Below are 13157 nucleotides of genomic sequence, written 5' to 3' on the forward strand. Positions count from 1 at the left end.
AATGTCCCCGTACGAAAACTTCAAGATTGAATGCCGGGATGAAATTACTCGCCAAGGAGCCGATAGCCGCCTCTTACAGGCTTCGAGCACATGGTTTATATTAGCGAACGGGGGGAAATACTCCTATCACTTCGCGTGGCTTGGCCGGCCCATTATCCAATACCCCCAAGACATCCTCGCCATCCAGGAACTCATCTGGCAGGTCAAGCCCGATCTCATCATCGAGACCGGCATCGCCCACGGCGGCTCGCTGGTCCTCAGCGCCTCCCTGCTCGCCTTGCTGGACTATGGCGATGCGGCAGCAACCGGGACCCTGCTCGATCCGACGAAACCCAGGCGCACCGTGCTTGGCATCGACATCGACATCCGCGCCCATAACCGCGCAGCCATCCAGGCACATCCGCTGGCCAGCCGGATCGACATGATGCAGGGCTCGTCCGTCGACCCCGACATCATCGCCCAAGTCCACGCAAAGGCTGCCGGGAAGGAGCGCATCCTCGTCTGCCTGGACTCCAATCATACCCACGCTCATGTACTGGCGGAGTTGGAAGCCTACGCCCCCCTGACCACGGTGGGCAGCTACTGCGTCGTCTTCGACACCATCATCGAGGACCTGCCTGCCGACATGTTCCCCGACCGCCCCTGGGGACCCGGCGACAACCCCAAGACCGCAGTGTGGGCGTATCTCAAAACCCACCCGGAGTTTCAGATCGACAAAGCGATCGACCACAAGCTCCTCATCAGCGTCGCTCCGGATGGGTATTTGAAGCGGGTGGGCTGTCAGCCGGCCGATACATGAGCTGGGTGATCTGCTCCGATACCAACCCGATCAAAAATACGACCACGGCCGTGGTGAGCATGAAGACGGTCATGATGGAGAGACGTGCCGAGAGGCTGTAGGTGTAGGCCCAATAACCGCTGCCGAGCAGGAAGAACAGGATGGAGACCGGCAGAAAAAGCTTGAGCGGGGAATACAGAGTGCCGATCTTGAAGATAATAAGGAGAAAGCGCAGGCCGTCCTGCAGGGGCCGCAGGTGGCTCTTGCCGATGCGTTTGGCGGCGGTGATCGGGACGTAAGTCACATGATACCCGGCGCGGAAGAAGGCCATGGTGATGGTCGTCGGGTAGGAAAAGTGGTTGGGCAGCAGGTAGATGAATTCCCGGAACAGATCGGCGCGGGCGATGCGCAAGCCGGAGGTTAGGTCCTCGATCCGCTGGCCGGTCATGTAAGAGGCGAGTCGGTTATAGAGGCGGTTGGCGAGGCCGCGTGCGAGGCTGGCCTGGGACCCCGCGCGGCGGGCCCCGACGACCATGTCGAAGCCTTGCCGGTAACGCTCCAGCAGGCGCGGGAGGTCCGCCGGGTCGTGCTGGGCGTCGGCGTCCATGAAGATCAGGGTCTCGCCGCTGGCCGCCCGGGCGCCGGTCTTGATGGCGGCGCCGTTGCCCTTTTGGTAGGGGTGGCGGATACAGCGTGCACCCTGGGCGGCGGCGATCTGCGCGGACCCGTCGGTGGAGGCATCATCCACCACCAGCACCTCCGCCTCCGGGAGGACCTGACGGATAAGCGGGAGCAGGGCCTGCAGGGCGGCGGCCTCGTTGCGGCACGGGAGGATGATGCTGATCTGGGGGGGCACGGCTGATTGAGATCTTGGGCCTGGGGTTTGGGACCGGGTTCGTCGGGGCGGTGCCGCTCTGGGTGGCGCGCCACGATGAGGAGTTTGGCAGATTTTCGGCTGGTTTGCTGTGCCGCGTTTCGCGGTGTGCAGGCGTTGGAGGCCGGCTGCAACGGCGTCGGCGGCCCGATCGCCGAGTTGGTGCTACTGCCCTTCGCAGAGCAGGCGGTCGAAGTGGCTAGTGGTCCTGGTGAGCCCTTGCCAAGCGGTATCCGGGGTTCCCGGTCCAGATCCCCGCCACCAAGGGCAGCCGGCTCGGCGAAGACAACCCGACCCCGTCGCGCGCGCGTAAGGCCATTTTCGCGCAGACCCTCGCCGCCCCGGGGGCACTCCAGCGATACTCACGAGGCGACTGCGGTGCCTGGCGCCGCGAGGTCGGCGACCAGGACCATATTTATGATGCAGGGCGTGGACGTGGTTGAGCGACTGGCAAACGATCGGCAGGAACCGTCCCTGAACCAGCCCGACCGGGTGAACCGGCGCTGCAACCTGAGCCCCTATCCCGAGTTGCGTTAAAATGTTGTTTCCCCTCCCCTTGTGGAAAACGGCGGGACCGGGGGTCTGAACGGTCATGTCTCGCGCCAGGCGCCCGACGATGATCGAACCTTGCACCCACCGTATCGATGCCCTATCCATGACCACATGGTCATTCTTGGGAATTTATCATGCGCAGCGTACAAGTCGTAGAAGCAAAAGCAAAATTTTCTGCCCTTTTGGCGGCGGTCGAAGCCGGCGAAACGGTCGCGATCATGCGGCGCGGCCGGGTCGTCGCGCAGCTTGTCCCGGATTCCCCACGCATGGCCGCCGACCCATTCAGGCCCCTCTGGGCCGAGCAAGACGACATCGACCTGGTCCGGCCGGCGGATCTGGCCGCCGAACCCGTCACGCCGATCTAGAATGCGCTACCTGATGGACACCAACACCTTCATCGCCGCCATGAAAGGCGTCGCAGCTGTGCGCGACAAACTTGAGCACACCCCGCTGAGCGACCTGGTGCTTTCTCCCGTGGTGCTTGGCGAACTCGAACTCGGTATCGAAAAGAGTGCGCATCGCGAAAAGAATGCCGCCCGTTTGGCCGGCGTCGTGGCAAGGATCGAGTTGCTGCCGCTCGATGCCAGGGTTAGCCGGCATTACGCCACCATCCGCGCCGACTTGGAGCGTAAGGGCACTCCGATCGGCGCCAACGATTACTGGATCGCTGCGCAGGGTCTCGCCTTTGGCGCAGTGGTCGTTACAGACAATGAAGCCGAATTCACCCGCGTCCCGGGTCTGGCGGTCGAGAACTGGCTCCGCGCCGCGCCTTGAGTCGGAATGATCAGGACAACGGCTCCCAACAACGCAGCAGCGAGAGCCCCGAAGGGGCGTGACATCAGGCCGCACCGACATCGCCGGATGTTGCGACGCTGATCACCTGCGCTAAGATTCATGTCCACCGGAGAGACGATCATGACCACCGAATCCCTGAAAGACACCTTCCGACGCGAACTGCCCGACTGGTTACGCCAAGACCCCGACCTTCGCGCTTATATTCTGGACCTCACGCGGCAAGAATACGCCAACCGCAAGGACACCCAAGACCAGTTCTACGAATTGCTGACCGAGTTGCGCCGTGACCGCGACGATCAGAACCGTAAATGGGATAATAACCAGGCAGCGATGAGCAAAGAATTCAAGCAACTCTACGATGCGCTCAAAGCCCAGGCCGCCAAGCAGGAACGCGGTATCGGCGCCCTCGGTTCCCGCTGGGGCCTGCAATCGGAGAAGGCCTTCCGCGACGCCTTGGCGGGGATTCTGGAGCAGAGTTTCGGCATCGAGGTCATCAATGTCAATGAATACGATGATGAGGGCGTCGTGTTCGGCCGCCCCGATCAGGTCGAACTCGATGTGATCATCAAGAACGGCCTCCTGATCATCTGTGAACTGAAATCGTTCATCGACAAGGCCGGGATGTACAGCTTCGAGCGCAAGGCGCGCTTCTACGAGCAACGCCACGAACGTCAGGCGAGTCGCCTGATCGTCATTTCACCGATGATCGACGCCCGCGCCCGCCCGGTCGCCGAACGCCTGGGGATCGAGACCTATGGCGACTCGATCGATGTGGAGGCACTTTGACGCCCTGCATCGTCAGTCCCGACAATGGAGGTCGAGGCTTTAGCCGGCCCGGGTCTTGATCATAAGTCCGGCCAAGCGCCCTTGCGGCAACCCGTCGCGGCCGGGGGGCCGCTCCTACGGCGTAGGAGCGGCCCCCCGGCCGCGACGGATATCGCTGAGGAATTCGCGGCGTTCTGCAGCAGCACGGGGTTGCGGCTCGTACCGGTGAGTCGCGGTGCCTTCGCGCAGGCCGCGCGCCTGGCACGGACGGCAGGCAGCGGACTGCGAGCCGGCGATTCACTCCATCTGGCGGTGGCGATCGACATCGGGGCCGGCAGTCTCGCCGCGGCCGACGGCAACCTGGAGGCGAACATGCGGCGCCAGGGTTTGGCAACCGTCATATTTTAGGCGATTTCCGCGAGATCGTCGGCGAGCCATTAACCTGCTCAAGACGTCCCGCGGCTTGAGCGCCGACCGGGCGGCGCGGCGGCGGCGGCGGCCCTGTCGGGTTTTTGTGCACAGGGTCAGGGGCTTGACAAACGGCCTCAGGGGCTTGGGACCCGGGACCCGAACGGCGCCTGGCGACAAAATGCAAGCCACTGAACAACAATGATAAATCGTAGTCGGTCAATTTCCGGCCAATCTGTTCCAGCGGCAGTGAGGACGCGCCCTTAGCGACCCTGCCCAAAGGTTGCACACAGACTTATCCACAGGACCTGTTGGCAGTTCGCGCAAAGTCTTACGGCACACCGTCTTACCGCAGGCTCCGGGGTCGCAACGGCTGCGGTTGCGGCGGGCGACGCGACCGTGCGCCGCCGGACGGTCGGACTTGGACCGGCACTTGCGCTTATACTGGCGGGCTAACCAACCCTGGACCCCCGGGCAGCGCCGCGACCACCCACCTCCTGGCCCACCCCCCCGCCCATCCCGTCGGAGCATCCCCCGTGATCGAAAACCTTCGCAATATCGCCATCATCGCCCATGTCGACCATGGCAAGACCACGCTGGTGGACAAGCTGCTGCAGCAGTCGGGCACCCTGGGGGAGCGCTTCGGACCGGTCGAGCGGGTGATGGACAGCAACGATCTGGAAAAGGAGCGGGGCATCACCATCACGTCCAAGAACACGGCCCTGCGCTGGAAGGACTACCGGATCAACATCGTCGACACCCCCGGGCACGCGGACTTCGGCGGCGAGGTGGAGCGGGTGCTGTCCATGGTGGACTCGGTGCTGCTGCTGGTGGACGCCCAGGAGGGGCCCATGCCGCAGACCCGCTTCGTCACCAGCAAGGCCTTCCAGCACGGGCTGCGCCCGATCGTGGTGATCAACAAGATCGACCGGCCGGGCGCCCGGCCCGACTGGGTGATCGACCAGGTCTTCGAGCTGTTCGACCGGCTCGGGGCCACCGATGAGCAGCTCGACTTCCCCATCGTCTATGCCTCCGCCATCAATGGCTACGCCGGCCTGACCGACGACGTGCACGAGGGGGACATGACCCCGATCTTCGAGGCGATCATCCAACATTGCCCGCGGCCCCCGGTGGACCCGGACTCGCCCTTCCAGATGCAGATCTCCACGCTCGACTACTCCAGCTTCGTCGGTGCCATCGCGCTCGGGCGCATCCGCCACGGCAGCGTGAAGCCCAACCAGCAGGTGGTGGTGGTGAAGCCCGACGGCGTGCGCTACAAGGCCAAGATCGGCCTGGTCTACGGCTACCTGGGGCTGGAGCGCTACGAGGTACCCTCGGCCTCCGCCGGGGATATCGTGGCCCTGACCGGCATCGAGGCGCCCAACGTCTCCGACACCCTGTGCGACCCGGACCATGTGGAGGCCATGCCGCAACTCACGGTGGACGAGCCGACGGTCACCATGACCTTCCAGGTCAACACCTCCCCCTTCGCCGGGCGTGAGGGCAAGTACCTGACCTCCCGCCAGCTCAAGGAGCGGTTGGAGCGCGAACTGATCCACAACGTGGCCCTGCGGGTCGAGGAAGGCACGGACCCGGAAAAGTTCCGCGTCTCCGGGCGCGGCGAGTTGCACCTGTCGATCCTGCTGGAGACCATGCGCCGCGAGGGCTATGAGTTGGCCGTGTCGCGCCCGGAGGTCATCTTCCGCGAGCTCGACGGCATCATCTGCGAGCCCTACGAGCAACTCACGGTCGATGTGGACGATCAGTACCAGGGGGCCATCATGCAGGCCCTGGGGGAGCGCAAGGGTGAATTGAAGGACATGGTCCCGGACGGCCAGGGCCGGGTGCGCCTGGATTATGAGATCCCCTCGCGCGGCCTGATCGGCTTTCAGACCGAGTTCATGACGCTATCCTCCGGCAGCGGGCTGAAGTATCACAACTTCGACCACTACGGACCGGCCAACCAGGGCGGCATCGCGCCGCGGCGCAACGGTGCCCTGATCGCCAACGGCCAGGGCAAGGTGCTGGGCTACTCGCTCTTCAACCTGCAGGACCGCGGCCGCCTGCTGGTCTCCCCGGGGATGGAGGTCTACGAGGGCCAGGTCATCGGTATCCACTCGCGCGACAACGACCTGGTAGTGAATCCGCTCAAGGGCAAGCAGTTGACCAACATCCGCGCCTCGGGGACGGATGAGAACATCATCCTCACCCCGGCCATCCGCTTCACGCTCGAGCAGGCGCTGGAGTTCATCGAGGACGACGAACTGGTCGAGATCACCCCCGGGGCCATCCGTATCCGCAAGCGCTTCCTTACTGAGATCGAGCGCAAGCGCCATGCGCGCGCGCCGCGGGCCGAATGAGCCGGGCCGCCTCGGCAACCCCGGCACACCGTTGGGAAAGTCGGGGATCCAGTAGCACCTGACGCAATTGCTCGGACCATTGGCGTAGGGTGCGCCGTGCGCACCGTGAGAGGCTGCGGTTGATCGCGGCGGCCAGGGTTTCGGTCGGCGCCACGGCGCACCCTACAAACGCGGTGCGGTCAATAGCCCGAGCATTTTCATCATGCGGTACTGGTGTTTCAGCTGATCTTGCCTATCGACCCCAACGGGGTCGAACATACCAGCCCAGGGCAACGCCCTGGGTATGGGGTATCGCAGAGCCCAGCCCTGAAAGGGCGTGACATAACGGCGCGGCGCCTTATGTCACGCCCTTTCAGGGCTAAGCGGAATAAATAACGCTATCCCAGGGCGGTGCCCTGGGCTGGTATAACGCGCCCCTGCGGGGCTTGCGCAGGCGCAAGAATAGACTGGTATCGGGAATCGCGCTTCACGGTACTGGTGTGTAACCCTACCGAACCCGCGCCCCGATCCCACCGGAGCCCCTGGAGTCGCGGAAGGAATCCCAGGGGCCAAACCCGGAGTCATCGTCGCCCCAGGGGTCCGACCGCTGGTCGGCGGCCGCAACGCTGCCGTCGACTACCCGCTGCAGCCGCTCGAGCACATCCGCGGCGAGGCGGGCATTACCCTTACTTTCGTGATAGTGGGCGATCTCCATCAGCTTGGAAACGGCGACCTGCGCCTGCTCGGTCCCGGATTCCTGTTCCACAACCTTCAGGTACAGGCCGGCCGCCAGGTGCAGCCGACCCTCACCGTGGCGCTGCTGCGCCATGCGCAGCATCAGGTCGCTGCTGGTGCGATCCAGGTCCCCGCGGCCGGTGCCGACGGCGGGCCCGGCGACCCGGGCGGGAGGGACGGGCGGGAGGGACCGGACGGACGGGGAACAGGAGGCCCGGGAACCCTCGCTCATAGGGCAAACCCAGGGCTCGGATTGACCCGAGGCGCACAGGACCGGGGCGATGAGGCTCCCGATGATCTCCATCAAGGCGAGATCGGACTGGGGGGAGCACTCCTCATCGTAGCGGCGCAGTGCGGCCAAGACCCCGATCGGCAACTGCTCACGCACGATGGGCACGGCAAGAAAGGCGATCGGCTCGGGCGGGATTGCGTCCCGGTCTTCGACGCGGGCCAGAAAGCCGGGGTCCTGATGCACGTCGGCGACCAACACGGCCACGCCGGTTTCAAAGACCCGCCCCGTCACCCCCTCCCCGACGCGGTAGCGGCCGCGACCCACCTCTACCGGGGTCAGCCCGTGGGCGTAGCGGACGTAGATCTCCCGCGCGTCGGGGTCCGCGATCAGTACCCGTCCGCGCACCAGCCGGTGGGACACAGCCAGATAGCGCAGGATGTCCTGGATACGGGACTCGGCATCATCCCCACGGCTGACGATGCGGGAGATTTGCAGCAGTGCCAGCAAATCGGCCCCGGGAGGGGTGTGGCTCAAGGGTGTATCCATGAAGAACTCCGGTTGACAGGATCATCTTCATAGTTATGCCGACCGCCCGTCGCAAGCCAGTAAATATGCGTAAATTTACGCATTCTTAACCAATTGATCCAAGCGCGACGGGCCGGGGACCCGCGTTACCGAAGCCGCGCCGCAATGCCGCCGGAGCCTCCGGAGTCGCCGAAGGAGTCCCGGTCGGTGGTCGCGCCACCCCGGTCGCCCCAGGAATCGAGCCCCCGACCACCGTCCGCACGGCCGCCGCCCTCGTCGAGCGCCCGCTGCAGCCGATCCAGCACATCGGCGGCCAGCCGGGTAGCGCCCCGACCCTCGTAATACCCGGCGATCTCCAGCAGCTTGGACTTGGCGAGCAGGGCCTGCTCGCTCCCGTGATACTGCCCCGCGACCTTGAGGTAAAGGTCCGCCGCCTGGTGCAGCCGCCCTTGCGCGTGCCGCTGCGCGGCCATCCGCGCCATCAGGTCGCGGCTGGCGCTGTCCGGGTCCGCGGCACCCGGACTGACCAGGGAGCGCGCCGACCGCGGCTCCTGCGGCATCGGCGCGGCCCAGGGCCGGGCCTGCGGATCGGTGCACAGGATCTGGGCGATCAGGGTCGCGATGACCTCCATCAGTGCAAGATCGCACTGGGCGGAGCGCTCGTGGTTGCGCAGCCGGTGGGCGGCCAGGACCCCGACCGGCAGGTGGTCGCGCACGATCGGCACGGCAAGAAAGGCGATCTGCTCGGGCGGCAGCGCGCCCCGGGTCACGGCGCGGGCCAGATAGCCGGGTTCGTCGTGCACATTGGCGACCAGCGCGGCCTCCCCGGTCTGGAAGACCCGCCCGGACACGCCTTCACCGATACGGTAACGGCCGCGCTCCAGTTCGGCCGGGGTCAGGCCGTGGGCGTAACGGATATAGATCTCGCCCGCGGCGGGGTCCGCCAGCATGACGCGGCCGCGCACCAGCCCGGGGGAACCGGCCAGGTGGCGCAGGATGTCCTGGATACGTGACTCGGCGTCGTCCCCGCGGGAGACGACGCGGGCAATTTGCTGGAGCGCCAGCAACTCGGCGCCGGGGGCGGTGTCGATTTCGGTGGTGTCCATGGGATTTCCGATTGAAAGTGTGACTTGAGTCACATTATGCAATCATTGGACCAGGCGCCGCCGGACTTGCCTGAAATCCGGCACCGAGGCCCCGGCGAAAAGCCCGTCGCGAACACAATAAATATTTCTTATCATTGGCTTACGCACCATTGCCGGATCTCCGCCCGGGACCCGCGCCGAGCCTCGTCAAGCCTTGGCGATTGTTCGCGTTCCTCCACGGACTCAGGCGCCTTCCAGGACCATGCGCGGCTGAGTGTGCATTTTCGGACGCTTCCTGCCGCGGCATTGCCCCAAGCCGACGGCGTTTGGTCAGGCGGCGTTGGAAAGCTAACATGGACCCCCCTGCCCAGGCCGGCTACCGCTGCCGCTAAGTCAAGCGCCGACGGCCAACCCTCTCGTTCCCACGCTCCCGCGTGGGAATGCCGTGCGGGCGCTCCGCGTCCGGTCTTGGCACTGGACGCAAAGCGCCCGCACTTAGCTCCCACGCAGGAGCGTGGGAGCCAGAAGGGCCTAGCTTAGCGGCAGTGAGGCCGAGGTCCTTAGTGATCGGCGACGGGTCATGCCCCCCACTCTTCCAAGGTGCCCAGATGTCTTTACCGCGCTCCCTATCGTTACCCTCCTGGCCCCTGCTCGCGTCGCTCATCGCGCCCCAGGCCGGGGCGGTCTGCCCGCCCGGCGGGGGTCTCACCCTGCTGCATTTCAACGATTTCCACGGTCAACTGGAGTCCTACACGGACCCCCGGGAGCAGGTCGAACGCGGCGGCATCGCCCACCTCGCCGGCACCATCGCCGACCTTCGGGCGCAGGTCCAGGCCGGTCACCCGGGCCGCCCGGTGCTGCTGCTGTTCGGCGGCGACCTGCTGCAAGGCACCCTGACCTCCAGCCTCTTTCTGGGCGTGCCGGACCTCGCGCTCTTCGGGCGCATGGGGGTGGACGCCGCGGTGATGGGCAATCACGAACTGGACTATGGGCAGGACACCTTTCGCCGCCTGGCCGCGCTTGCCCCCTTCCCGATCCTGACCGCCAACGTTGAATCCAACCCGGAGCCGCTGCCGGTGCGGCCCCAGGTGCTCATCGAGCGGCCGGTCGCACCGGGAACGGGCGCGGTGCGCGTGGCGGTCCTGGGACTCACCGCCCCGGAACTGTCCACCGCCACCCACCCGCGCAACATGATCGGTCTGAGCGTGGAAGAGCCGGTGGCCGTCGCGGGGCGCCTGGTGCCCGACCTGCGTGAGGGGGCCGACCTGATGGTCGTGCTGTCGCACATGGGGATCGCGCAGGACCGCCGCCTCGCCCGCACCGTCCCCGGGATCGACCTGATCGTGGGCGGCCACAACCACAATCTCTATACCGAGCCGGTGCTGGAGGGCGAGACGGCCATCGTCCAGGTCGGCGAGCGGGGCGGCTGGCTGGGACGCATGGACTTCGACTGCCGGGACGGACACCTGGCCCGCACCGGTTACCAGGTCCTACCGATTACCGCCGCGAGCCCCGAGGACGCGCCGATGGCGGCCGAGGTCCGGCGCATCGCCGCGCAGGCGAACCTGGAACTCGACCAGCAGGTCGGCACCAGTACCCGGGGACTGAGCGCCCAGCGTGAGCTGATCCGCCGGGGCGAGGCCCCCTTCGGCGACTTCGTCGCCGACCTGGCGCGCGAGATCACCCTGACCGAGGTCGCCCTGTTCAACGGCGGCGGCTTTCGCGCGAGCATCCCGGCGGGTCCGGTCACCCTCAAGGCAATCTACCTGGCCATGCCCTTCCGCAATGAACTGGTCGTCGGCAATCTGAGCGGTGAGCAGCTCCAGGCCGCCCTGGAGCGCAGCGCCGCGCTGGACCCGCTGGACAACCCCGGGGGCTTCCTGCAGGTCTCCGGGCTGCGCTATGTCATCGCCGGGGGACACCTGGCCTCCGCCACCCTGGCCGGTGCACCCATCGACCCGGCGCGGCGCTATCGCGTCGTCACCTCGGACTACCTGGCCGCCGGCGGCGACGGATACACCATGCTCAAGGCCATGGACAATCAGGTGATGACGGGGCGCCTGATCTCCGACATGGTGATCGAGGCCTTCCGCACCGCCAGCCCCATCGACCCGCAACCGGACGGGCGCATTCAGATTCAGGATTTACGCGCAGAGCAATCCGCGATCCCGGACGCCCGGAGGCGCGTAAATCCTGAAAAATAAGGGATGGAAATGCTCGGACCATTGACCGCTCCGCAATCGTAGGGTGCGCCGTGCGCACCACGGCGCCGACCGAAACCCTGGCCGCGGCGATCAACCGCAGTCCCTCAAGGTGCACACGACGCACCCTACGCCAATGGTCCGGGTAAGTGCGTCGGGTGATACCAGACTCTCAGCCCGGACGCGCCGCTCGCGGCCGCCCGCGCCGCCCCGCCGTCTCCGGCAGGCCCAATGCGGACAGGATCGCCAACCTGGCCTGGCCGGACAGGGAGCGCGGTCCGGCCTCCGGTCCCGGGTGGATCGGGGTGAGGAACTGCACCCTGGCGGCCAGGCCCGGGTGGCGCAGGACGCCCCAGAGGTTGGCGGCCAGGGTCTGATCGCCCACATAGGCGATACTGCGATCGGGCGGGGGCGCGTCGGTGCAGCGGTAGCAGAGTGCGACCGGCTGGACCCCCAGGCCCGGTTGCAGGGCGATGGCGAAGAGGGGGGGATAGAAGCGGGCCACCCCGTCCCCGTCGGTGGTGGTGCCCTCGGGGAAGATCACGAGCGAGCCGCCGCGGGCGATGCGCGCACCGATCTCCGTGGTGACCGCGCCGACCTGGTTGGCACCGCGCGCGATGAAGAGGGTCCCGACCACGGCCGACATCCAGCCGATCACGGGCCAGTGACGGACCTCGGACTTGGACAGGAAGCCCAGTTGCCCCTGGGCGCCCAGCACCAGCACGTCCAGCCAGGTAATGTGATTGCAGACCAGGAGACAGCGCTCCGCGATCGTGCCCGTCACCTCCACCCGCACCCCCAGTGCCCGGCAGGCCCGCCGGTACCACCACTGCACGAGCGCGGGCAACCAGGCGGGGCGCGCCTCGGCCCGGGAGACCAGGCGGACCCAGCCGAGGATCAGTATCCCGGTCGTCACATGCTCGAAGTAGCGCAGGCCGCGCCAGAGGGTGGTCAAGGCCGCGGCGCGTCTTGGTCCGGAGTTGGACATCGGCTCAGGCACCCAGTCCGGGGATACGCCGGCGCGCGGCGATGGCCCAGAGGGCGCCGACCACACAGGCACTGAAGCCGACCAGGGCCCACTGCGCCAGGCCGAGCCCGAGGATCGGCGGCCCGGCCTCGTCACAGAACCCGGTGGCCAGAAACAGCGTCGGCAGGCGTTCACCCAACCAGTCGACCAGCGGGTCGATGAAGCCCAGGGGCCCGCCGCCGCAGGAGGCGCTGTCCGGCGGTTGGAGTTGCAGCCACACCTGGTAGGCGCTGATCCCGACCCCGGCCAGCGCGCAGGACAGCACGAGCAGCCCCGGGACCAGGGCCGCCCGACGCGGCCCGAGCCCGGCCGCCGCCAGGGCGAGCAGGCCCAGGACGATGAACAGCAGGCGCTGGAAGATGCACAGCGCGCAGGGGCGCAGATCCAGCCAGACGGTGAGGATCAGGCTGCCGACCACGAGCGCCAGACAGCCGGCACCCAGCACCGACCAGAGCAGGCGCGCGCTCGGACGGATCATGACGCCACCCCATCGGTGAAGCCAAAGTCCACCGGCACCCGCAGATAAAAGAGGTTCAGACCCTGCGCCACGATGTGGGCGAGAAAGCGGTCCGCCTCGTCCGCCGTGACGACAAATCCCACCTCCACCGGCAGGTCCCCGGCCAGCTCGAAGAACTGCTCCTCGTGCAGCCGCCCGTGGCGCCCGTAGCCGGCCAGGGCGCGGAAGGCCGAGCCGCCGTTCAGGCCGAGCGTCTTCGCCTCCTCCAGCAGCCACTCATAGGCGAGACGATGGCGGTGGCGGCGCTTCTCCGCCACATAGAATTTGAGAAAGCAGCCGTTCATGATGGGTTTCCTATCGGTTCGTCAGGGTCCGCGGCGGCCG

Annotated in this window: 13 protein-coding genes; 7 read left to right on the forward strand and 6 right to left on the reverse strand. The window is 66.6% G+C overall.

Going from position 1 to position 13157, the window contains the following annotated elements; translation table 11 throughout:
- The first annotated feature begins 1 nt into the window (after position 1).
- Complete coding sequence (locus tag THSYN_RS26835) at positions 2 to 799, forward strand: cephalosporin hydroxylase family protein (RefSeq protein WP_100921831.1); 798 nt, start codon at positions 2 to 4, stop codon at positions 797 to 799.
- Here THSYN_RS26835 and THSYN_RS26840 read toward each other — a convergent pair.
- Entirely contained in the window at positions 741 to 1634 is an 894-nt protein-coding gene (locus tag THSYN_RS26840) for a glycosyltransferase family 2 protein (protein WP_100921832.1), read from the reverse strand. The two genes, THSYN_RS26835 and THSYN_RS26840, sit on opposite strands and share 59 nt — an antisense overlap.
- 704 nt (positions 1635 to 2338) lie before the next feature.
- Here THSYN_RS26840 and THSYN_RS26845 point away from each other — a divergent pair.
- The 5 genes from THSYN_RS26845 (at position 2339) to typA (ending at position 6532) form a co-directional block, all read left to right on the forward strand.
- Positions 2339 to 2569 (forward strand): type II toxin-antitoxin system Phd/YefM family antitoxin, encoded by a 231-nt coding sequence (locus tag THSYN_RS26845; protein ID WP_100921833.1) that lies wholly within the window; start codon positions 2339 to 2341, stop codon positions 2567 to 2569.
- 1 nt (position 2570) lies between these two features.
- Positions 2571 to 2978: a PIN domain-containing protein gene (locus tag THSYN_RS26850; protein ID WP_100921834.1), complete on the forward strand. Its 408-nt coding sequence runs from the start codon at positions 2571 to 2573 to the stop codon at positions 2976 to 2978.
- 141 nt (positions 2979 to 3119) lie between these two features.
- Positions 3120 to 3785, forward strand: a complete 666-nt coding sequence (locus THSYN_RS26855) for a PD-(D/E)XK nuclease family protein (RefSeq protein WP_100921835.1) — start codon at positions 3120 to 3122, stop codon at positions 3783 to 3785.
- Between the two features lie 189 nt (positions 3786 to 3974).
- Entirely contained in the window at positions 3975 to 4172 is a 198-nt protein-coding gene (locus tag THSYN_RS37480) for a PIN domain-containing protein (protein ID WP_100921836.1), read from the forward strand.
- Positions 4173 to 4708: 536 nt separating this feature from the next.
- On the forward strand, positions 4709 to 6532 hold the full coding sequence (typA, locus tag THSYN_RS26865; protein ID WP_100921837.1) for a translational GTPase TypA: 1824 nt from the start codon (positions 4709 to 4711) through the stop codon (positions 6530 to 6532).
- A gap of 487 nt (positions 6533 to 7019) precedes the next feature.
- On the opposite strand, the gene THSYN_RS26870 is transcribed toward typA, so the two are convergent.
- Together THSYN_RS26870 and THSYN_RS26875 are read right to left on the reverse strand one after the other, a co-directional pair.
- On the reverse strand, positions 7020 to 8024 hold the full coding sequence (locus tag THSYN_RS26870) for a GAF domain-containing protein (RefSeq protein WP_100921838.1): 1005 nt from the start codon (positions 8022 to 8024) through the stop codon (positions 7020 to 7022).
- 125 nt (positions 8025 to 8149) lie between these two features.
- Positions 8150 to 9109: a GAF domain-containing protein gene (locus tag THSYN_RS26875; protein WP_100921839.1), complete on the reverse strand. Its 960-nt coding sequence runs from the start codon at positions 9107 to 9109 to the stop codon at positions 8150 to 8152.
- A gap of 587 nt (positions 9110 to 9696) precedes the next feature.
- Here THSYN_RS26875 and THSYN_RS26880 point away from each other — a divergent pair.
- Positions 9697 to 11292 (forward strand): bifunctional metallophosphatase/5'-nucleotidase, encoded by a 1596-nt coding sequence (locus tag THSYN_RS26880; protein WP_100921840.1) that lies wholly within the window; start codon positions 9697 to 9699, stop codon positions 11290 to 11292.
- Positions 11293 to 11461: 169 nt separating this feature from the next.
- Here the strand turns inward: THSYN_RS26880 and THSYN_RS26885 are convergent, their stop codons facing one another.
- The 3 genes from THSYN_RS26885 to THSYN_RS26895 are packed head-to-tail and all read right to left on the reverse strand — an operon-like array spanning position 11462 to position 13117.
- A complete protein-coding gene (locus tag THSYN_RS26885) occupies positions 11462 to 12277 on the reverse strand; it encodes a lysophospholipid acyltransferase family protein (protein WP_100921841.1) in 816 nt (271 codons plus the stop codon).
- Positions 12278 to 12281: 4 nt separating this feature from the next.
- Positions 12282 to 12794 carry a disulfide bond formation protein B gene (locus THSYN_RS26890; protein WP_100921842.1) on the reverse strand — a complete coding sequence of 171 codons (513 nt, stop codon included), beginning with the start codon at positions 12792 to 12794 and terminating at the stop codon, positions 12282 to 12284.
- Positions 12791 to 13117: a DUF190 domain-containing protein gene (locus tag THSYN_RS26895; protein ID WP_100921843.1), complete on the reverse strand. Its 327-nt coding sequence runs from the start codon at positions 13115 to 13117 to the stop codon at positions 12791 to 12793. The genes THSYN_RS26890 and THSYN_RS26895 overlap by 4 nt, the downstream gene beginning before the upstream one ends.
- Positions 13118 to 13157 lie beyond the last annotated feature (40 nt).

Source organism: Candidatus Thiodictyon syntrophicum, from assembly GCF_002813775.1.
Taxonomy (GTDB): domain Bacteria; phylum Pseudomonadota; class Gammaproteobacteria; order Chromatiales; family Chromatiaceae; genus Thiodictyon; species Thiodictyon syntrophicum.